This window comes from Kitasatospora aureofaciens (assembly GCF_001188955.3).
Taxonomy (GTDB): Bacteria; Actinomycetota; Actinomycetes; order Streptomycetales; family Streptomycetaceae; genus Kitasatospora; species Kitasatospora aureofaciens.
Genome location: NZ_JPRF03000043.1, coordinates 363,160 through 384,103, shown reverse-complemented (window position 1 = coordinate 384,103; position 20,944 = coordinate 363,160). Strand labels below are relative to the sequence as shown.

The following is a 20,944-nucleotide window of genomic DNA, read 5'->3' as shown; positions in this document are numbered from 1 at the left end:
TAACCGTGGTGGACCAGCGCTCCGATCCCGTGGCCCCGCCGCCGGCGGCCCCCCAGGCCGTGGTCCTCCCGGACGCCCACGACACCCGGGAGGGCCACAGCCCGGTGACCGCCCACGGGTGCTGGTACCCGTCGGCGGACCCCACCGGCGGGCGGGTGGCCTTCATCTGCAACCGCGGCGGCGTACCGCAGTTGTGGACCGGAGCGGCCGACGGCGACGACGTGCACCTGCTCGACACCGGCACCGACCCGGTCATCGAGGTCTCGTGGTCCCCGGACGGCCGCTGGATCGCCTACACCACCGCCCCCGGCGGGGGCGAGCACACCCGGGTGCTCTGCGTCCGGCCGGACGGCGGCGACCGCCGGATCCTGGCCGGTGCGTTGGCGGGCAGCACCGCCTACCTCGGTCGCTGGACCCGGGACGGTTCGGCCATCGCCATCACCACGACGGACCCGCTGGTCGGCCTGTCCGCCACCGAGCCCGGCACCACCGCACCCGCCGAGCCCTACCAGGAAGTCCCCCCGGGCGAGTGGATCAGCCGCGACGGGCGCGCCGTGCTGCTCGGCGGCGCCCACCACGGCGAGGTCGGGACGGTGCTGCTGGACACCGGCCTGCCGGGGGCGGTACCGACGGTGTTGCGTCCGCCGAGGCCGGCCCCCTACGAAATCGCCCCCGAGCCGCATCTCACCGGCGGGGGCCTGGCCGCCTACCTGGCCGATCCGAGCGGCGTGCGGCCCCCAGAACTCCTCGCCACCGAACCGGCGGGCGCCACCCTGCGGGTGTGCGACACCACCTCGGACGGCCGGCTCGTGCTGCTGCTGCGAGGGCCGCGCGGCCGGCGCGAGGCCGTGGTGCTGCGGACCGACAGCGGCGAGACGGCCTGCACCGTGCCGGTGGCCGACGGGGACCCCTGGATCGGCCGGTTCTCGCCAGACGGCCGGACGCTCTATCTGCGCAGCGACGCCGACCGTGAGTTCGCGGCCCTGGTCACCGCCGAGCTCGGGCCGGACGGCCACTGCCGACATCGTCAGGTGATCGCCCAACGGGACTGCGTCGACCTGGAGTTGCTGTCCGTCCGGGACGACGGCCGGAGCGCCGTGCTGGCCTGGAACGTGCGTGGCCGCAGCGAGCTGGAGGTCGTCTCCCTGCCCGCCTCGCGGCGGCGCCGGACCGGCGCCGGCATCGGGGCGGAGGTGGACGGCTCACCGCCCGAACCCGCCCCGCGTCCGCTGCCCCTGCCGCACGAGGTGGTGACCCGGATCAGCCCGGCGGGCCCGGTGGGCTTGGCGCTGGCCGTCTCCGGTTCGGTCCGCCGCCCCGGCGTCTGGCACGCGGCCGACGGCGGGTCGCCCGTCCGCACACCGTGGTCCTCGCGGGACGAGGACGCCGTCGCACCCGGCCGCCCGCCGCCGCAGCGGCCCGAGCACCTGCGCGTGCGGGCCCGTGACGGGCTGGAGTTGGGCGGCTGGTACTACCGCGCACCCGGCGGCGGCCCCGACCTGCACGCGCCGTGCGTCGTCCATCTGCACGGCGGGCCGGAGCAGCAGGAGCGACCGGTCTTCGATCCGCTCTACCACGAGCTGCTGGGCCACGGCCTGGACGTCTTCGCACCCGACGTGCGCGGCTCGCTGGGCGCGGGCCGCTCCTTCGTCAACGCCGACCTCGGCGCCGGGCGGTTCGCGGCGATCGACGACGTCGCGGACTGCGCGGCGCACGTGGTCGCCCTCGGACTCGCCGACCCCCGCCGGCTGGCCGTGATGGGCCACTCCTACGGCGGCTACCTCACGCTGGCTTCCCTGGTCTGGCATCCGGAGCTGTTCCGCACCGGTGTCTCCGTGTGCGGCATGTCGGACTTCCTGACGTTCTTCGCCGGCACCGAGCCGTGGATCGCCCGATCGGCCGCCGCCAAGTACGGCCATCCCGAACGCGACCGGGACCTCCTGCACGCGCTCTCCCCGATGAGCCGGATCGACGCCCTCCGGGTGCCGCTGCTGGCCGTTCACGGTGAGCACGACACCAACGTGCCGCCGGGCGAGTCCGAGCAGATGGTCCTGGCGGCCCGCCAGCGGGGGATCCCCGCCGAACTGCTGGTGCTGCCCAACGAGGGCCACGAGTTCAGGAACACCCGAAACCGGGTCCTGTTCCGCCGTACCGCGGCCGCCTGGATCGAACGCCACCTTGCCGACTGAGCGGTGCGCGGTCCCGCGGGTCGGGCAGGAGGTATGTGGTCGCACACCGATCCGCGCCATCGCGCACGGCCGACGTACCGTCAGGCCATGACCGACCTGGCCGTGCCCAAGCCCGGTGGCGGGGAGCGGCCGCACGCACCGGCCGGGTCGTACCCGGTTCACCTCTCGGTCGTCGGGCCGGTGGAATCCGCGGCTGACAGCCCGACTTCGAGAACGCGGGTGTTCAGCGGGGGCGGTACATCCGGTGGCGGACGTACAGCACGATGCAGGTGATCGCGCCGACCGCGCACACCGGCAGTCCCAGGCCGACCGCCATGGTCACGCCTTCGCTGACGTTCTGAGCGTCCTCGTCGGCGTGGCTGACGAGGTAGGAGACCAGGGAGACGCCCACGGCCAGGAAGACCACCGCTCCGGCCAGGAACCAGCCGCCGGCCCGGTCCTGCCACTCGTCCCCCTGCAGCCGCCGCGCGTGGGGGCTGTGCGCCAGCACCGCGCGGCCCAGGCCGGACGCCCCGGGGGTGTGCCCGTCGATGTGCAGGCGTGTGCCGCCGTCGAGGACGAGGCGGCAGCGGTAGTCGTTGCCCAGCCGACGGGCGAGGCCGTGGATCCTCGGGGTGCCGGGGATCGTGATCGAGACGACCTGGCTCCACTCCCAGCCCCGCACGCCGCGCCGCGAGCCGTGGACGAGGCCGCGCTCGTGGACCTCGAAGTACTCGCCCGGTCCGCCCCGCACCGCGCGCCAGGCCTGCGTCACGGCGACGAAGAGCGCGCCGAGGGACAGGCCGATCACCAGACCGATCGCCCGGCCGCCGCCCGAGCGGCCGTCGTCCGCGCTGAACAGCGCCCACAGCCCGAGCCAGCCGGTGGGCACCGCCAGCAGCAGTGCCCACATGGCGTTCTGCCACCGTGCACCGGTGTTCACCCGGTGCCTGCTGAGCACCGCGCCGAACAGCTCCGTCATCTCCGTCTCGCCGGTCATCCACACAGTGAAGCACCACCGTTGCCGCCGCTCAAGGGCGGGCGCCCACAGCCAGATCGGCTACGTCGCGCGCGAACGCGGCCGCGCGGAAAGTACGTTGGGACCGCAGGAGCGTCATCGACGCCGGACGGACCCGCGCGCACCACGCCGACGCGGTCAACTCGCTGACGGGACAGGCGAGATGACCGTCGACGGGCCGTTCGCCACCGCTGCGCCGCACGCGTTCGCGCGGGGAGCACCTGACCCGCCGGTAGGCGCAGCACCGCGCCACCGTACGTCGTGGCGTTCGACCGCGGGTTGCCGTCCCCCGTCGTCGCGGCCAGGCGATCCGAGGGCGCCGGCGAGGTGGCCGGGCAAACCGCTCAGCTGAAATGTGGTCATTCGTGTGGCGGAGTGCCGCGTGCGTCGGCTTGCGGAAACGGGCCGCGCCCGCTTGTCTGACGCAACGTCAACCGACATGTCCGCTGTCGACCAGCGTGTTCGCAGGCGGGCTGCTACTTCGGGAGTTGTTGTGCGTTCACGAATCCTCGCTGTCGCGGCCGCAGCCGCTGCTCTCGTCGTGGTCCAGCCGGGCCCTGCCGGCGCCGCGGGCGACCCCAGCACGACGGAGACGTTCACCGTCACGTCCGGCGCACTGACGCTGACGGTACCGGCCAGTGCCAACCTCGGTTCGGGAGCGCCCGGTACCGTCATCAGCGCGCCGATCGGCCCCTGCACCGTCACCGACGATCGCGCCCTCCTGTCGGCCTCCTGGACGGTGACCGCGGCGGAGACGGACTTCGTGAACGGTACGGCGACGATTCCCGCCACCAACGCCACCTACACGGTCGGGTCGGTGACGACGACCGGTACCATCACCGTCACTCCCACGAACGTGACGCTGAGCAACACCGCGCAGACGGTGCTCACCGGGACCGCCGGTGTCGGAGACAACACCGCGAGCTGGGACCCGACGATCTCCGTCAACGTGCCCGCCGGTGCCGTCGGCGGGACCTACACCGGAACGCTGACCCAGTCCGTTGCCTGATGGAATGAAGGGGGCACGCCGGTACGGGGTCCTGCTGCTGGTGCTGGCCTTCGTCCAGGCGGCCGGGGTGATGCCGGCAGCGGGGCACGGGGCGCCCGGGGTGTCCTCCCCGCAGGACCCGGTTGCGGGCAGGACCATCGGTGTCAAGCTGCTCGACGCTCCGGAGAGCCGCCGTGCCGATCCCAGGGCGCAGGCCTACATCGTCGACCACGTCGCGCCCGGCGCGACCATCGAGCGGCGGGTGGAGGTCACCAACAAGTCGTCCGCGCCGATGCACGTCAGCGTCTACGCCGCGGCGGCCACCATCGCGAACGGCAAGTACACCTTCGCGCCGCAGCGCACGTCCAACGAGCTGACCGGCTGGACGTCGTTCGACACGGCGGACCTCGAGCTGGCAGCCTCCGAAACGGCGCAGGTTCGCACCACCATCCGGGTGCCCGGGGACGCCGCCGCCGGGGAGCGGTACGGCGTCATCTGGGCGCAGACGGAGACCCCCACGGACCGCTCGCACACTCTGACGTTCCAGGGCCGGGTGGGCGTCCGCATGTACGTCGACGTCGGTCCCGGGGGTGAGCCACCCTCGGACTTCAGGATCGAGCGGCTCTCTCCGGCGCGAGCCGGCGACGGGCGGGAGGAGGCTCGCGCCCGGATCCACAACACGGGCAGCCGCGCCCTGGACATCAGCGGGGCGCTCTCCCTCGTCCACGGGCCGGGCGGACGGCGCGCTGGACCGTTCCCGGTCGAGCCGGGCACCACACTGGCTCCGGGCGACGTCGCGGAGGCGGTCGTCCCGTTGGACGAACGGCTGCCGGGCCCGTGGACCGTGGAACTCACGCTCAGGAGCGGCCTGGTCGAGCACACCATGCGTGCCACCACCACCTTCCCGACGACTCCGGGCAGCGTCGGAGAAGTCGCCGCGTCGGCCGCCCAGCAGGGGCGCTTCCCCGCCCCTGTGGTCGCCGGGCTCTCGGCCCTCGCCCTCGCCGCTCTGTGCGTCCTGCTCTCCGCGTTCCGCCGGCGCCGCCGGTGACCACTCCGATCGGGCCCCGCCCCCGCAGCGGGCTGACCATATGCGCGGGCCCGCTTCCGAAGCAGTGAGGGACATTCATGTCCCGGTGAGTACCCATGGCGTGTTGTCGGCGGTTTGGAAACGGAGATGTCGGTGTTCAGGCACGGGAGAGGGCGGGCTGGAGCAAGCCGCGGCACGGAAGGTACGGGCGGCATGTTCGGGTCGTGGTTGAGGGCGCGGGCCCGCAGGGCGGGGTCGGTCATGATGGCCGGGGTGGCCGTCCTGGCGGTCGTGCTGGCCGCAGCCTGGACCGCCACGGTTCAGGGCGCCTCCGTCGCCCAGGTCAACGACGGCATGGTGCCGGCGATCGGCACCGGCATCACCACCGGACTCACCCGACCCGGTGGCACCGCCACCGCCGACCGCGCCGCCGCCGGCACCGGCAGTACCGGTCTCGCCTTCACGGTCGTTCCGGTCCCACCCTCCCTGACCATCGCCAAGAGCCACGTGCACACCTTCGTCCGGGGCGAGGACGGCGTCTACACCATCACCGTGGGCAACGCCACCGCGGCCGGCCCGACCGATGGCACCGCGGTCACCGTCCACGACGTCCTTCCCGCGGGTCTCCGCGCCGAGAGGATCACCGGCAGCGGATGGAACTGCATCCTGGCCAGCCTCACCTGTACCCGCAGCGACGTCCTGCCTGCCGGGCACAGCTACCCGCCCGTCATCCTGAAGGCCGACGTCGCCTGCGACGCCCCCGCACAGGTCACCAACACGGCCACCGTCACCGGAGGCGGTGACACCACCACCCACACCGCCACCGACCCCACCGCGATCAACAAGCACCACGAGCACGACGGTGACGGCGGCAGCGGGTACGACGGTGACAGCGGCGGCGGCCACGACGGGCACCATGACCACTGCGATCGCCACGACCACTGACTACCGGCGCCCGGACCCCGACCTGTGAGGGGCACGGGGGCACGGGGCCGCCTCGCGGGGTGGGCACGGCCCGGGAGCACGGGACTGTCGCACGAGACAGCCCCCCGGTGCCGGTCCGCAGCACCCCGGGGCCGGCTCGGCCTCCGCTCACCCGGACCGGTGGTGTCCGGGTGAGCGGAGAAGAAGTGGGCGGCTTGTCGATGGCCGAGTCGATGGACGTCCTGACACGGCGGCCTTGAAGTCCTCCACCCGCTGCGCCCCCGCAGAGGAGGTCAGTCTCGGCCGTCGCCGTGCTCGTCGTCCGGCCATGTGCGGGTGTCGCGCGGCGGCACGTACGGCTCCTCGCCGGGTGGCATGCCGCCCTCGATGGCGCGCTCGCGGGCGAGCTCGGCGTCGAACTCCAGCCCGAGCAGGATCGCCAGGTTGGACAGCCACAGCCACACCAGGAACACGATCACCCCGGCGAGCGTGCCGTACGTCTTGTTGTAGGAGCCGAAATTGGCCACGTACGCGGCGAACCCGCCGGACAGGAGCAGCCACAGCAGCACTGCCAGCACGCTGCCCGGGGAGACCCAGCGAAAGCCGCGGCCTCGCACGTTCGGCGCGGCCCAGTACAGCACTGCGATCATGAGCGACACCAGCGCCACCAGCACCGGCCACTTCGCGATCGACCACACGGTTACGGCGGTGTGCCCCAGACCGATCACGTCACCGGCGCGCTGGGCCAGCGGGCCGGTGAACACCACGATCACCGCGCTGGCCGTCAGGAGGATCATCATCAGCAGGGTCAGGCCGACCCGCAGTGGTGTGGTCTTCCACATCGGCCGGCCCTCGCGGATGTCGTACACGACGTTGCCCGCGCGGATGAACGCCGCGATGTATCCGGACGCCGACCACAGGGAGCCGGCCAGGCCCACCACCGCCAGCACCCCGCCGGTGCCGCGGCTGGCCTGCAGCTGGGTGACCGCGGTGTGCAGGATGTCGCGTGCCGGCCCGGGCGCGAGCTGTTGCAGGTTGTCCAGGACCGCATGGGTGGCGGAGGTGCCGAGCAGGCCGAGCACCGACACCAGCACCAGCAGCGCCGGGAACGTCGCCAGCACGCCGTAGTACGTCAGCGCGGCGGCCCGGTCCGACAACTCGTCGTCGAGGAACTCCCGCCACGTGCGCCTGAGCACTCCGAGCCAGCCCCGGCCCGGTACCTGCGTCGGTGCGTCCGGGCCCTGGTCCGTGGCCTCCTGCGGGCCGCGGACAGGCCCACCGTCATGTTCGCCGTGTGCTCTTCGGAACCATCCCATGGTGGGCGTGTTCCCACCGTCTCCCGCTCCACGCGCCCTGCCGGAAAGAGCTCCGGCCTCGCTGCGCGGCGCCGCAACGATGCTGCCCGAGGTGGGTCCGAAGGACCAGCGGTTGCCCTCGGCACGCGCACGGCGAAGTCGCGGGAGCCGTAGCCGGTCTCGTGCAGCGCGGTGACGACTTCCGCGCCGACGACCTCGGTGCGAGACCGAGGGCCCCGGGAAGGGTGGCCATGGGTCGCCGTCCGTCGCTGGATCGCCGGTCCTGGCCGCGCTGTCGTGCCAGGTCTGGATGCGGGCCCGCCGGGGGCGGTGCATGGGGTACGGGTCAGCGGGCGATCGAGATCGCGAAGGGCGCGAATCCGCTGGACCGGATGACGTGCGGGACGAAGAGGATCGCGGCCTCCGTGGCGCGGGCGGTCTGGATCCGGCCGAGATCAGTGATCCACTCCTTGCGCCAGCCGAGGTCGGTGAGCAGTTCACCGACGGTCTGCTTGGCCTGCGGGTCGTCGCCGGAGAGGAACGCGGTTGGCGCCTGGGTGAGAGTGGCCGGCGCGGTCATCACCGGGAAGAGCATGGTGTTGAGGGTCTTGACGACGCGGGTTTCGGGGAGCGCGTCCTGGAGTTGCTCGGCGAGGCTCGAGCCGGGGTAGATCAGGCCGGCGGGCAGTCCGTCCGGTCCGTCGGTGGTGGCGTTGGAGACGTCGACGAGGATCTTGTCGCGCAGTTCCTCGCGCAGGGCGGCGAGCCGCTCCAGCGAGCCGGCTCCCGGGGTGGCGTTGATGACGATCCGGGCTGCCCGGGCGGCGTCGGCGGCGGCGCCCGGCGCGCGGTCCGCCACGGTCAGCTCATGCCCTGCCCGGGTGAGGGCTGTGGCCAGGTTGCCGCCGACACGGCCGTTTCCGAGGACTGCGATCGTGGTCATGGCGAGGTGGTCCTTTTCGTGAGTGCGGGTGGCTTGTGGTGCGCGGTCAGCGGGAGAGCGTGGCGACGGCCGTGGCGTGGACACCGGGCGCGGCGGCCAGGAAGCTCTCGCTCTGCGGGGTCCAGGGGCGGCCCTGGGCGTCGGAGACCTGTCCGCCGGCCTCGGTGACGAGCAGCGCCCCGGGCAACAGGTCCGCGCGGGCACCGGCGAACTGCCAGAAGGCGTCGATCCGGCCGGCGGCCACGTTGGTCAGGTGCAGGGTCGCGGGCACGGCCGTGCGGACGACGAGCGCGTCGAAGAGCATCGCGGTGATCGAGGAGCCGACGCGCCGCACGACCTTCTCGTCCTCGTCGGGGCGGGCCTGGCTGGTGGCCACGATGCTCAGGCCGAGGTCCGCGGTGGGGGAGACGCGCAGCGGTCGGCCGTCGAGGTGGGCGCCCCCGCCGGCGAGCGCGGTGTAGGTCTCGCCGGTCAGCGGCAGGTGGACCGCGGTGAGCACCGGCTGGTTCTCACGTACGAGGGTGGCGGTCACCGCCCACTCCGGCAGGGCGTGCAGGTGGTTGACGTTGCCCTCGGCCGGATCCACGACCCACCACTCGCCGGGCGGCAGCGCCCCGCGGTCCAGTTCGTCCTCCACCCAGCCGGCGTCCGGGCGCAGGCGTGTGAGGCGGGGGCCCAGGATGTCGAGGGCCGTCTCGTCGTTGACGGCGAGCGCGTGCAGCAGTTCTTCACGGCTCTGGTAGCGGACCACCTCGCCGAAGCGCTCGCGAAGCGCGGAGCCGGCCGCGCGCACGGCGATCGCGGTCTGGTCCAGCAGGTCCGCGTCGGAGGTGGCGACGTCAGTGGTCCGAGGCGTTTCGGGCATGATGAACTCCATTGTGAGTAAAGGGCGTTGGGGCCGTTCGGGCTGAAGTGTGCGCTCTGTTCGGTGCGCTGGTCTCGAAGGTATCCAGCCCGTTGATTAACTTCAAATGCATGTAAAGCACGCCTAGGATTACTCACATGCAATTGGATTTGAATCTGCTGGCCGCGCTCGACGCGCTGCTGGAGGAGGGCAGTGTGGCCGGGGCGGCCGCGCGCCTGCATGTCACCGCCCCCGCGATGAGCCGGAGCCTGGGCCGGATCCGGCGCACCACCGGGGACCAGATCCTGGTGCGCACCGGCCGGACAATGACCCCGACGCCGTACGCGATCGCCGTCCGGGAACGGGTGCACGAGCTGCTGCACCAGGTCCAAGGAGTGCTGGCGCCGAGCCGTGAACTCGATCTGGCAACGTTGGAGCGCACCTTCACACTCCGCTGGCACGATTCCCTGGTTGCCTTGAGCGGCCCCGCACTGCTCTCGGCCGTGCATGAGGAAGCGCCGGGCGTGCGATTGCGCTTCGTCGCGGAATCGAGCATCGACACCCCCGAGCTGCGGCGCGCCGAGGTCGATCTGGAGGCGAACGCCAACCGGCCGAGCGCACCGGACATCCGTGCCGAGAACGTGGGCGAGACCCGCCTCGTCATCGTCGTGAGGCAGGGACACCCCCTCACCCGCCGCCGGACCGTCACCGTAGAGCGGTACGCCGCCGCTGAGCACGTCACCGTCTCGCGACGTGGAAACCTCGGCAATGTCGTCGACGACGCCCTCGCCCGGCTCGGCCTCACCCGCCGCGTGGTGGCGAGCGCGCCCACGGAAGCGGCCGCTCTGGAGTTCGCGCGCGGCTCCGATCTCCTGATCAGCGTCCCCGAAGCCACCACGCGCTCCGCCGTCGCCGACCTCGGCCTGGTCGTGCTCCCCCTGCCACTCGAACTGCCGTCGGCACCGGTATACCTGTCGTGGCATCAGCGCTACGACACCGATCCCGCCCACGCCTGGCTGCGCGGGCTGGCGCGAACCGCGCTGGCCATGGGTGGAGCGTCGTCGTAGTCGGCGCCGGGCGGCCGTGCAGGCGCCGTCGGCACCGACCACCAGGTCGAAGTCCTCAGCGGTGCCGTCACCGAAGAGCAGCCGACAGGTGCCGTCCGCCAGGGGGGGTGACGCCGCTGACGGCGCTGTCCCACCGCACAGTTCCCTCGGTGAGCAGCCCCCCGCACTGCGGCGACTACGCCGTCCTCCCTGTGAACGATCTTGTCGCTGCCAATCACAGGCTCAGCAGCAGGTCCCGGACTGTGTCGGGCTGGGACAGGAACGGGTGGTGGCCGGCGTCGAGTTCGACAACGCTGCTGGCTCGGCGGGCGAACTCGCGCTGCAGGCGTGGCGGGGTGCCCCGGTCCTGGGCGCAGACGAGGTAGGTCGAGGGCACCTGATGCCATGCGGCCGCCCGGACCGGCTGCCCGGTCACCTGCACGCTCTGCCGGGCGAGGTGGTCCGCCGCCTGCGCCTGGATCTCGGGGTCGCAGTCCTGCAGGAAGGTGTCCACGAGTAGCCCGGAGCGAACCCCGAAGGTGCCGGCGTCGGAGTCGACGTCGAGGAACGGGGCGGGGCTGCCGTCCCCGAAGTCCGACAGGCTCTGCCCGACCTCGGGCAGGTAGCTGGAGATCAGCACCAGGTGGCGGACCGCCCCGACGCCCGCGGCGGCTTCCGCAGTGATGATGCCACCGTAGCTGTGGGCGACCACAACAGTGGGTTCATCGCCGTCCAGCAGCACCTGCCGCACCGCCGCGACGTCCTCGGCAAGCCCCGGACCGCCGCGGCCCCCGGGAAGGCCCGCCTCACCACAGCTCGGCAGCGCCGGCGCCACGCTCCGCATCCCTCGCTCCCGCAGCAACTCGGCAGTGCGATGCCACCACCACGACCCGTCCCGCACGCACGCCCCGTGCACGAACACGACCCTCACCGCTGCCTCCAGGACCGCCTTGGCTGCCTTTCGACCAACCATAGGAGTGGCCGCCGTCGCGGCAGGGACCCGAGGACCATTCACGGCATTTGCGGTCCGAGCCATCTCATGTGCGGTCCTCGGCCGAGGCACCGGGCCATCCGCTGACGGACTGCCCGTTCCGACAGCCGGCGGGGACGACGCCCGGGTACTCACACACGCGGGGCCCGGGCCGTCGTGCTCCCGAGTCGGCACCGAAGCGCCGAGGACCGTGCTGGTGTCCCGCAGGTCCTCGGGCAAGGTCCGCACGAGAGGCGCTGCTCTGGCGCACGGAGGTGACGGCCTCAGGGCGCGACCGGCTCCGGCCGGTAGGCGTGGTCGATGTTGTCCTCGACCCATGAGCGGAGTGCGTTGAGCGGGATCGCGGCGCTCCGGCCGAGCGCGGTGAGGGAGTACTCGACGTGCAGCGGGACGGCGGGGTAGACGGTGCGGTCGAGGATGCCGAAGTCCTCCAGGCGGCGCAGGGTCTGGGTCAGCACCTTGGGGCTGACGCCCTGGAGCTTGCGCTGGAGTTCGCCGAAGCGCTGGGGGCCGTCTTCGAGGGCGCCGATGGCGAGGGCGGACCATTTGTTGGCGAGCAGGTCCAGCAGGGCGCGGCAGGGGCACTGGGCGGCGTAGACGTCGTGGTGCGAGTGCTGGCCGCTGGGGCATGTGGTCGTCATGATCACCATCCTCACCAGGTTACTTCCCGATGGGAAGTACTAGACCTTGAAGGTAACCATACCCACGGGGATAGCGTCGCCGACGTCGAGGGAGGGCCGCCGACGGCCCTCCGCAGAGTGCTCTTTCAGGAGATGACGCATGTCCGCAAACATGATGCGCGCGGTGGTCCAGGACGGTTTCGGCGGGCCGGAGGTGCTGCGGATCGAGCGGGTGCCGCGCCCGGTGCCGCTGCCGACCGAGGTGCTGGTGCGGGTGCACGCGGCCGGGATCAACCCGGTGGACTGGAAGACCCGCGGCGGCACCGGCATGGCCGGCCTGCTGGGCGAGCCGCCGTTCACCCTCGGCTGGGACGTGTCCGGTGTGGTGGAGGAGGTCGGCTTCGGTGTGACCACGCTGAAGGCCGGCGACGAGGTGTACGGAATGCCGTGGTTCCCGCGCGTCGCCAATGCCTACGCCGAGTACGTGACCGCCCCGGCCCGCCAGTGGGCCCGCAAGCCGGCCACCATCGACCACGTGCACGCCGCTGCCGTACCCCTGGCCGCGCTGACGGCCTGGCAGGCCGTGGTCGACACCGCCCAGGTGCAGGCCGGCCAGCGTGTCCTGATCACCGCCGCCGCCGGTGGCGTCGGCCACTTCGCGGTCCAGTTCGCCCGCCACCTGGGCGCCCACGTGATCGCCACCGCCAGCGCCGCCCGCCACCCCTGGCTCAAGGAACTCGGCGCCGGCGAGAGCATCGACTACACCACGACCCGCTTCGAGGACGCCGTCGCGGGCGTCGACGTCGTCATCGACCTCGTGGGCGACGCCCACGACCAGACCAGCACCCGCTCGCTGAAGGTCCTGCGCCCCGGCGGCCTGCTGGTCGCGATCCCGGCCGGCGTCTCCGCGGAGCTGGCGCAGGCGGCTGAGGCGACGGGCGTGCGGGTGACCCCGTTCCTGGTGGAGCCGGACGGTACGGCGCTGGCCGCGATCGCCGGCCTGATCGACGCCGGCGAGGTCGCTGTCGAGGTGGAGGAGACCTTCCCACTGGAGCAGGCCGGTACGGCCCACGCCCGCGGCGAGGCCGGCCGCACCCGCGGCAAGCTCGTCCTGACCGTTACCAACTGACCATCACCACAAGAAGTTCGGAGCAGGCCGTGTACTACGAGATCCGCCGCTACCAGGTCCGGGCCGGACGCCGCGAGGAGTGGGTGTGCTACATGGAGGACGTGGTCATCCCGTTCCAGGCCTCGCTGGGCATGGACGTGACCGCCTCCTTCGTCGACGCCCAGGACGAGGACGGCTACGTCTGGATCCGCCGCTTCGAGGACGAGGCCCAGAGCGAGGCCCTGTACGCGGCGGTCTACCAGCACGACCGCTGGAAGAACGAGATCGGTCCGGTCGTCCACGGCCTTCTGATTCCGGAGAAGTCCGTCGTCACCCGCGTGATCCCCACCCCGGCCTCACCGCTGCGGTGACCGGCCCCGGCCGTCGCAGCGTCACCAACACCGCCCAGTCCCTGAGGAAACCTCCCATGAGCACTGACATCCTCCAGAAGTCAGCCCCCGCCTCCACGATCACCCGAGCAGCCGCCGGCGCGCTCATCGCGGCGGTGCACACCGCCGCTGCCCGGATCGGTTTCACGGCCGCCGTCGCCGTCACCGACCCGGGCGGACACCTGAAGGCGTTCGACCGCGCCGACGACGCGCTCTTCCTCACGGCCGAGGTCGCGCTCGACAAGGCCTGGACCGCGGCCTCCTTCCAGACCCCCACCCACACGTGGAACGACCACCTCGCCAACCCGCGGCTCTCGCCGCTCGCCGCACACCCGCGCCTGATGGCGGTCGGCGGCGGCTACCCGATCGTCGAGAACGGCCGGTGCCTCGGGGGACTCGGTATCTCCGGCGGCAGCTACGAGCAGGACCAGCAGGCCGCCGAGGAGGCCCTGACCGCCCTCGGGTTCGAGCTGCAGACTGCGATCGTGGCCTGAGCGGGTTCTCCCGTGCCCACGACGGAAGACCCCTGCTTCTGCTTCGCTAGCGTGGCCGCCCGGTCGAGGGATCTGCCCGAACTGCGGGCGTCACACGGGATCGTGACCGCGCCGTAGACGCCCTACGGCTCGCCGGCGGTGACGGCCGGCACCTCGGAGGAGCTCGACGCCGGAGCGGAGAGCGCCCTTTCGGCGCGGACGCAGGGCGAGTTGGCCGCCCTGGTGGCCGACCCGGCGAACTGGTCATCGTCGGCGGACCCGGCATCGTGATGCAGTCGAGGAGGCCGTGGCGCCAGGCGGGGAGGAAGGTGCGGGTCCAGTGGTCGGTGGGGATCCTGGTCGGTGGCCGGGGGGGGGTGGAGGCTGCCGCGAGGGTGTGCGGCGATGCCGTGCCGGCGCAGGGCGCCGGCTGCCGTCGGATCAAAACGTGTCGCTCCGGGCTGCAGTGGGTGGTTACGCTCGCGCGATGGAGTTGGACGAGGCGCTGGAGCCGTTGCGCCGGGTGCTGCTGGAGCGACGTACCGACGGTTGTCCGGAGTCGGTCGCCCAGGCGGTGGAGGCTGCCTGGGCGGCGCTGGCCGGCGGGGCGGACACCCCGAGTCTGTGGGAGCTCGGCGTGCTGTCCGACGGGGAGGTCCTGGAGACGCGCCGGCTGCTGGCCGAGGTGGAGCAGGAACTCTGGCCTGCGCTGCGGCTGCCCACCACCCTTGAGGGCCGCGACCTGGCGCTTGCCCGGTACTGCCTCAGGGACCTGGTGGACGGCCGTCTCGATCCGCTGGCAGCGGCCGAGCGGATCGGCTTTGAGCTGTGCTCCGCCGATGACCCCGGCTCGCCACTGTGGCCGGTCCGCGGATGGCTGTACCGCGCGGAGGACCAACAGGAGCACCGCGGCGGGCTGACGAAGGAATTGGTGGCCGAACTGCACGACCTGGCCGCCGGGCTGCTGGCCGGCCCGCTGTCCTGACGGCCGGGCTCCGACCGCGGCCGCCCACCATGCCGTCTCGCCGCCGCCCCGGGCGCCGTCCCCGTGCGGGGACGGGGTGTGGGTGGGGGCCGTCAGGCCGACCGTCCAGGAGGTGACGTGCCGCCTCGGGGGAGGCCACGGCGGTCAGGCTGCGCCCGGCGGTGTCGAACTGACGGCACATCGGTCGCCACGGTCCGGTTGCCTCGACGGCAACCCCAGGACGGGGCACGGGACGTACCGGTGGGGGCAGCGGGGCTGGAGGCCGCCGCCGGGCAGAACAGCGCGAATCCACTTCCCCCGACGCCGCCCGCGCGGGCGACGCTGCGGGGACCGCCCCGAATACCGCATCTCTGGAACGGCCGCTCTGCCGGGCACCAACGGCCCGGGCGTTCCGTCCAGGCCGCCGACGTCGCGCTCGGTCCGGCCGCGGGCAAGTCCGGTCATCAGCCGAAGCCTCGGCCGGCCCAGCTTCGGGGAGTCCTTGGAGAAGACGCCCCGGAACAGCGCGGTCTCGCCTGATCCCGGCGGCCGACCTTGTTCGCGGCTCGGCGTCCACCTGTCGGGCTGCGGCGGTAACTGCTGACACCTGGGGCCCGGGGCTGCCGGGCCATCGGGTACGGTCACGGTTTCACGTCCGCTCAGTTCCGGTGACGGCCCGTCCGGATCGCCACCAGGCGAGCGGCGAGTCCCACCCGAACCGTGTACAACCCCTAGGGAGCTTCCTCGTGCACCAACTCCTGCGCCGGAGCCTTCCGGCCCTCGCCGCCCTCGGCATAGCCGTCGGCGCTCCGCTGCTCACCGCCGGCGCCGCCCAGGCCCAGGCCGAGCACGGGTGCGGCACCGTCGGCGTCCAGTTCTCCGTCGACGGCGGCAAGGGCTGGATCTCCGACGGCCGGATGTCCCAGCCGCACGGCGTCATCCAGGTCCGCCTGGCCGGCGACGTCGTGGAGGGCTGCGACTACCGGATCTCGCTGGCCTCCTACGACACCGAGGGGCCGACCTGGGCCACCTCGGGCAAGCAGACCTTCCTCGGCTGGGCGACCACGACGCTGCGCAGCGGGAACCGCCAGGCGACCCTGGACGTCTCCGCCCACCTGCCGAAGTGCTACGGCCAGATCGACCTGTACAACGGCGACAAGAAGTTCGACGGCGTCGCCAACCCCGCGCCGAGGTACCCGGACGGCGTCTACTCGGACAACCTGATCTCGGCCTGGAACGGCGGCAAGGCCTGCGTGCCGACCCCGACCGGCACGCCGACCGTCCCGGTGCCGACCTCCTCGGCGTCGCCCACGGCCACCGCGACCCCGCACCCGACCGGGACGCCCACCGCCACGACGACGCCTTCGGCCACCGCCACCGCCTCGCCCTCCACCACCGCCAAGCCGTCGGGGCCGGCCACCACCGGGACGCCGTCCAGCGGCACCCCGTCGACCACCCCGGCCGTGCCGGCGCCGTCCGCCCCGGCGGACACGACCGGCCCGGTCGGCAAGCCGACCGCCAATCCGGTCTCGACCACGCCGGACAGCACCCTGGCCAGCACGGGTGGCAACAGCAGCCAGATGATCGTCTACGGCGCTGGTGGCGCCGCGCTGCTCGCCGTCGGCGGAGGCGCGCTGGTGATCGCCCGCCGTCGGGGCGCCCGCCGCTGACGCGGCACCGCTGAGGTACCCAGGACGCCCGCGGGTCCCGAACCCGCGGGCGTCCGTCGTGTGCGGCTACAAACCGTGGGGGTTTCCCACGCCCGTGCCCCGTTCGGATGAATCCCCGGGAAGGGGCACCGTCCGCCCCCGGCACCGGGCGAAGATGTCACCGCACCCGCACCCGCACCCGCACCCGCACCCGCACCCGCACCCGAGCAGCGGGCCCGCGTGCTCCCGCACACCCATTGCTCCGCGCCTGCGCGGGCACGCACCACGAGGCAGGGGACCACGATGGCGAACGGCACCGTCCTGCTGGCACTGCGCAACGACCCCCTCGCCGGCGGCGTGAGCGCCGAACAGATGCGCCGGATCGGCAAGGAACTGGAAGACCGCGGCCTGGAGTTGCGCTGGGCCGGTGACAGCAGGGACGCCACGGCGATGCTTCAGATCGAGGCCGGTCTGGCCGCCGCGGTCGTGGCGTGGGGCCTGCCGCGCCCGCCCGGTGACAGTGGGGACGCCGGTGCCTCGGAGAGCGGGGTCGAACTGCCCACCGGTGGGGCCGAGGTGCTGGACCGCATCCGGCACCGGTTCAAGGACCTGCCGGTCTTCCTGCTCATGGCGGACGGCTCCGACCATGACCTGGAGCACCTTCCGCTGTGGGTCGCCGAGGCCGTCATCGGCTACATCTGGCCACTGGAGGACACGCCCCCTTTCATCGCCGGACGGGTCGCGGCTGCTGCCGCCGCCTACCAGCGCGATGTCCTGCCGCCGTTCTTCAGCGCCCTGCGGCACTTCGACGACGCCCACGAGTACTCCTGGCACACCCCGGCGCACTCCGGCGGCGTGGCCTTCCTCAAGTCGGCGGCCGGCCGCGCCTTCTTCGACTACTACGGCGAGCGGCTGCTGCGCACCGACCTGTCCATCTCGGTCGGTGAGCTCGGGTCCCTCTACGAGCACTCCGGCCCGATCGGCGAGGCCGAACGCAACGCGGCCCGGGTCTTCGGCGCGGAGCGCACCTACTTCGTCCTGCACGGCGACTCCACCTGCAACCGCATGGTCGGCCACTACAGCGTCACCTCGGACGAGATCGCCCTGGTCGACCGCAACTGCCACAAGTCCGTCCTGCACGGCCTGGTCGTCACCGGCGCCCGGCCGGTCTACCTGGTGCCCACCCGCAACGGCTACGGCCTCGCCGGACCGCTGCCCCCCGCCGCCATCGACGCCGAGGCCGTCGCGGCCCGGATCGCCGCCAATCCGCTGACCGCCGACGCCCTCTCACCGCAGCCGCAGTACGCCGTCATCACCAACTCCACCTACGACGGCCTGTGCTACGACACCCTCGCCACGGCCCGGGCCCTCTCGCCCAGCACGCCGCGCCTGCACTTCGACGAGGCGTGGATCGCCTACGCCCGCTTCCACCCGCTCTACCGGGGCCGGTACGGCATGGCCGTCGGCCCGGACACCTTCCCGGAGCCGCAGCGGCCGACCGTCTTCGCCACCCACTCCACGCACAAGTTGCTCGCCGCCCTCTCGCAGTGCGCCATGGTCCATGTCCGCCCCTCGCCCCGCGCGCCCGTCGAGCACCACCGCTTCAACGAGGCGTTCATGATGCACGGCACCACCTCGGCGTTCTACCCCGCCATCGCCTCCCTCGACGTGGCGACCGCCATGATGGACGGGCCCCAGGGCCGCTGGCTCATCGACGAGGTCGTCACCGAGGCCGTCCGATTCCGCCAGGCCGTCGTGCGCACCGGGCGCCGGATCGCCACCGCCGGCGACCGGCCCGGCTGGTTCTTCGGCATCTGGCAGCCCGAGACGGTCACCGAACCCGACACCGGCACCACCATGGCGTTCGCCGACGCACCGGTGTCCCTGCTCGTCACCGAGCCCTCATGCTGGCAACTCGAACCGGGCGCCGCCTGGCACGGCTTCGACGGTCTGACCGACGGCTACAGCCTCCTCGACCCGATCAAGGTGACCATCACCTGCCCGGGCGTCACCGCCACCGGCCGGACCGAGCCCTGGGGAATCCCGGCGCGCATCCTGACCGAGTACCTGGCCGACCGCGGCATCGTCGTGGAGAAGACCGACAGCTACAGCACCCTCGTCCTCTTCTCCATGGGCATCACCAAGGGCAAGTGGGGCACGCTCATGGACGGCCTGATGGACTTCAAGGCCCTCTACGACGAGGACGCCCCGCTCCACCAGGTGCTGCCCGACCTCACCCGGAACCACCCCCGCCACTACCGGGACACCGGCCTGCGCGAGCTGTGCGCTCGGATGCACCGCCACCTCACCGACGGCGCGTTCGTCCAGTCCCTCGACGAGGCCTTCCGGAACCTGCCCACCCCGGTCCACCCGCCCCGGCACTGCTACCAGCAACTCGTCCGCGGGGGCACCGAACGCGTCCGCCTCGCCGACGCCGCCGGACGGACCGCCGCCGCGATGGTCACCGTCACCCCGCCCGGCATCCCGGTCCTCATGCCCGGGGAATCACTCGGCGCCCACGACGGCCCGCTGCTGCGCTACCTCACCGCCCTTGAGTCCTTCGACCGTGCCTTCCCCGGCTTCGGCAGCGAGGCCCACGGCGTCGTCACCGATCCCGACACCGGCGACTACCTCATCGAATGCCTGATCCCCGCCACCCGACCGCAGCCCTGAGGAGCCCCGGTCATGACGACATCACCGTCCGTGGCCTGGCCCGACGTTGTTTCGACATGCAGGGTGGAGGAGTGACAGCACCAACCAGCAGTCTGCGCGACCACCTCGGGTACTGGCTTCGCCGTCTCTCCGATGAGGTCCACGGCCGCTTCGAGAAGCAACTGGCCGAGCACGGCGTGACCGTCTCCCAGTGGGCGGTCCTGATCACCGTCTACCGCGGCGACGCCACCACCACCCGCGAGGTGGCCCGCTACCTCGACATCGACGTCGGCGCGGTCTCCCGCCTGGTCGACCGCCTGGTAGCCAAGGGCCTGATGTCCCGCGAAAGCGACCCCAACTCCCGGCGCATCCTGCGCCTGACCCTCACCGACGCCGGCCTCGACCTCACGCCGCGCCTGGCGGAGATCGCCGACCGCAACGAGGCCCACTTCTTCGCCCACCTCGACCCGACCCGGCGCCTCCAACTGGAGGACTGGATCCGCCGCCTGGTCGGCGACACCCACCCCGAAACCCCTGCCTCCGGAAGGGCCCCGTCATGAAGGCCACTCCGGCCACGGCCCGTTCGATGACCAAGGCCGTGAGCATCCGGCGCCCCGTCGCCGAGGTCTTCGCCTTCCTTGCTGATCCCGCGAACTGGCCCGCTTGGGCCGTTGTCAACGTCAAGGCCGTCGAGCCCACCGACGACCCCGACTGGTGGCTGATGACCACTCCGCGCGGCCCCGCCAGGCTCCGTATCCGCGGCAACGCCGCACTCGGCATCCTCGACCATGACTACGTCGAGGACCAGGCGTCCTGGCAGGTCCCCGCCCGCGTCGTCGCCAACGGCACGGGCGCCGAATTCATGATCACCTTCTTCCAGCCGCCCACCTTCACCGACGCCTTCTTCGACGAGCAGATCGCTCTCGTCGACACCGAACTGGCCACCCTCAAGCGCATCCTGGAAACCGGTGCGTGAGCCTGTCCCGAAGTCGGAAGGTCCGGGCCGGTTGAAGACCTGAAGGAGGCGCACGGCTTGGAATTTCAAAGTATTTGCTTTGAAAACCCAAGTGGTGGCGTTATGCTGACATGCCGTGATCACTCACAGGGATGACGGATACGAACTCTCAGTGGACCCGGACCGCCTCGATGTCGTTCTGGTCCACCACTGGCTCTCGACCGACGCGTTCTGGGCGCTGGGCCGTAGCCGGGAGACGGTCGAGCAATCCGTGCGCGCTTCACTGAACTTCGCCGTCTACGAGACAGCCGGTGGCGCTCAGGTCGCTTACGCCCGTGTCGTCACGGACTGGACGACGTTCGCTTGGCTGTGCGATGTCTACGTGGCGCCGGCACACCGCGGCAAGGGCCTCGGCACCTGGATGGCCGGCGCTGTTCGTGACCACCTTGCCCCTTACAGACTCAAACGAGTCCTGCTCACCACACTCGACGCGCACCACGTCTACGCGAAGGCCGGCTTCGAACCGTTCCCGAACCCTGAACGCCTGATGATCCTGAACCCGGCACCATGACGGAACCAGCTGGCCTCAGGCCGCCCGACCGCTGGTCACCCATGGTCACCGGACCCCCGGTCAGACCCGCCCCTGGCTGGACCTCGCGGCCTGATCGGCCAGTGCGCGGCCGACGGGCGCAAAAGCGTGGGAATCCGTCGGCCGCGCTGCGCGCCCGAGCAGCGGCCGACACACAAGAGCAGCTACTGACCTGGCTGGTCCGCCTGCCCGTCGGCGGGCTCCGCCCCCCTGACGCCGACCCGTGCTGACGCGCCCGGCCCGGTCGCCGCACGGGGGCGGTGACCGGGCCGGGGTTGGAGTGTGTGCAGCGGGGAGG

Annotated in this window: 20 protein-coding genes; 14 read left to right on the top strand and 6 right to left on the bottom strand. The window is 72.2% G+C overall.

The window, feature by feature from the left end; translation table 11 throughout:
• The first annotated feature begins 5 nt into the window (after positions 1-5).
• Entirely contained in the window at positions 6-2,189 is a 2,184-nt protein-coding gene (locus HS99_RS27915) for an alpha/beta fold hydrolase (protein WP_046387352.1), read from the top strand.
• A 223-nt stretch (positions 2,190-2,412) separates the two neighbouring features.
• Here HS99_RS27915 and HS99_RS27910 read toward each other — a convergent pair whose 3' ends face one another.
• Positions 2,413-3,168, bottom strand: coding sequence for a hypothetical protein (locus HS99_RS27910; RefSeq protein WP_030557719.1), 756 nt, complete (start codon positions 3,166-3,168; stop codon positions 2,413-2,415).
• Positions 3,169-3,568: 400 nt separating this feature from the next.
• Here HS99_RS27910 and HS99_RS27905 point away from each other — a divergent pair, with 400 nt between their 5' ends.
• The 3 genes from HS99_RS27905 (at position 3,569) to HS99_RS27895 (ending at position 6,149) form a co-directional block, all read left to right on the top strand.
• On the top strand, positions 3,569-4,195 hold the full coding sequence (locus HS99_RS27905) for a hypothetical protein (RefSeq protein ID WP_198429386.1): 627 nt from the start codon (positions 3,569-3,571) through the stop codon (positions 4,193-4,195).
• A gap of 4 nt (positions 4,196-4,199) precedes the next feature.
• Positions 4,200-5,225: a hypothetical protein gene (locus HS99_RS27900; protein ID WP_030557722.1), complete on the top strand. Its 1,026-nt coding sequence runs from the start codon at positions 4,200-4,202 to the stop codon at positions 5,223-5,225.
• Between the two features lie 192 nt (positions 5,226-5,417).
• Positions 5,418-6,149 (top strand): DUF11 domain-containing protein, encoded by a 732-nt coding sequence (locus HS99_RS27895; protein ID WP_157846601.1) that lies wholly within the window; start codon positions 5,418-5,420, stop codon positions 6,147-6,149.
• A gap of 272 nt (positions 6,150-6,421) precedes the next feature.
• Here the strand turns inward: HS99_RS27895 and HS99_RS27890 are convergent, their stop codons facing one another.
• The 3 genes from HS99_RS27890 to HS99_RS27880 form a co-directional block, all read right to left on the bottom strand.
• Entirely contained in the window at positions 6,422-7,444 is a 1,023-nt protein-coding gene (locus HS99_RS27890; RefSeq protein WP_046385939.1) for a YihY/virulence factor BrkB family protein, read from the bottom strand.
• A 325-nt stretch (positions 7,445-7,769) separates the two neighbouring features.
• Positions 7,770-8,366, bottom strand: a complete 597-nt coding sequence (locus HS99_RS27885) for an NADPH-dependent F420 reductase (protein ID WP_030557727.1) — start codon at positions 8,364-8,366, stop codon at positions 7,770-7,772.
• Between the two features lie 46 nt (positions 8,367-8,412).
• Complete coding sequence (locus tag HS99_RS27880; RefSeq protein WP_030557728.1) at positions 8,413-9,231, bottom strand: inositol monophosphatase family protein; 819 nt, start codon at positions 9,229-9,231, stop codon at positions 8,413-8,415.
• Between the two features lie 137 nt (positions 9,232-9,368).
• Between HS99_RS27880 and HS99_RS27875 the strand changes: the two genes are divergently transcribed.
• Positions 9,369-10,277 carry a LysR family transcriptional regulator gene (locus HS99_RS27875; protein WP_030557729.1) on the top strand — a complete coding sequence of 303 codons (909 nt, stop codon included), beginning with the start codon at positions 9,369-9,371 and terminating at the stop codon, positions 10,275-10,277.
• 214 nt (positions 10,278-10,491) lie between these two features.
• On the opposite strand, the gene HS99_RS27870 is transcribed toward HS99_RS27875, so the two are convergent.
• A complete protein-coding gene (locus HS99_RS27870; RefSeq protein WP_030557730.1) occupies positions 10,492-11,187 on the bottom strand; it encodes an alpha/beta fold hydrolase in 696 nt (231 codons plus the stop codon).
• Positions 11,188-11,510: 323 nt separating this feature from the next.
• Positions 11,511-11,888 carry a winged helix-turn-helix transcriptional regulator gene (locus tag HS99_RS27865; protein ID WP_030557731.1) on the bottom strand — a complete coding sequence of 126 codons (378 nt, stop codon included), beginning with the start codon at positions 11,886-11,888 and terminating at the stop codon, positions 11,511-11,513.
• Positions 11,889-12,027: 139 nt separating this feature from the next.
• Here HS99_RS27865 and HS99_RS27860 point away from each other — a divergent pair, with 139 nt between their 5' ends.
• The 9 genes from HS99_RS27860 (at position 12,028) to HS99_RS27820 (ending at position 20,628) form a co-directional block, all read left to right on the top strand.
• Positions 12,028-12,996, top strand: coding sequence for an NADP-dependent oxidoreductase (locus HS99_RS27860; RefSeq protein ID WP_030557732.1), 969 nt, complete (start codon positions 12,028-12,030; stop codon positions 12,994-12,996).
• 29 nt (positions 12,997-13,025) lie between these two features.
• The gene (locus tag HS99_RS27855) at positions 13,026-13,346 is read left to right on the top strand and encodes an NIPSNAP family protein (RefSeq protein ID WP_030557734.1); all 321 of its coding nucleotides are present in this window, start codon (positions 13,026-13,028) and stop codon (positions 13,344-13,346) included.
• Positions 13,347-13,402: 56 nt separating this feature from the next.
• Positions 13,403-13,858 (top strand): GlcG/HbpS family heme-binding protein, encoded by a 456-nt coding sequence (locus HS99_RS27850; protein WP_030557735.1) that lies wholly within the window; start codon positions 13,403-13,405, stop codon positions 13,856-13,858.
• Positions 13,859-14,324: 466 nt separating this feature from the next.
• Entirely contained in the window at positions 14,325-14,822 is a 498-nt protein-coding gene (locus tag HS99_RS27845; protein ID WP_030557736.1) for a hypothetical protein, read from the top strand.
• A 725-nt stretch (positions 14,823-15,547) separates the two neighbouring features.
• On the top strand, positions 15,548-16,471 hold the full coding sequence (locus HS99_RS27840; protein ID WP_046385938.1) for a hypothetical protein: 924 nt from the start codon (positions 15,548-15,550) through the stop codon (positions 16,469-16,471).
• Positions 16,472-16,753: 282 nt separating this feature from the next.
• Positions 16,754-19,123 carry an Orn/Lys/Arg family decarboxylase gene (locus HS99_RS27835; RefSeq protein WP_030557739.1) on the top strand — a complete coding sequence of 790 codons (2,370 nt, stop codon included), beginning with the start codon at positions 16,754-16,756 and terminating at the stop codon, positions 19,121-19,123.
• A 71-nt stretch (positions 19,124-19,194) separates the two neighbouring features.
• Positions 19,195-19,662 carry a MarR family winged helix-turn-helix transcriptional regulator gene (locus HS99_RS27830; RefSeq protein ID WP_050366254.1) on the top strand — a complete coding sequence of 156 codons (468 nt, stop codon included), beginning with the start codon at positions 19,195-19,197 and terminating at the stop codon, positions 19,660-19,662.
• A complete protein-coding gene (locus HS99_RS27825; RefSeq protein WP_046385866.1) occupies positions 19,659-20,078 on the top strand; it encodes an SRPBCC family protein in 420 nt (139 codons plus the stop codon). Before HS99_RS27830 ends, HS99_RS27825 begins: the two co-directional genes overlap by 4 nt.
• Positions 20,079-20,193: 115 nt before the next feature.
• Positions 20,194-20,628, top strand: a complete 435-nt coding sequence (locus tag HS99_RS27820; RefSeq protein ID WP_030557743.1) for a GNAT family N-acetyltransferase — start codon at positions 20,194-20,196, stop codon at positions 20,626-20,628.
• Positions 20,629-20,944 lie beyond the last annotated feature (316 nt).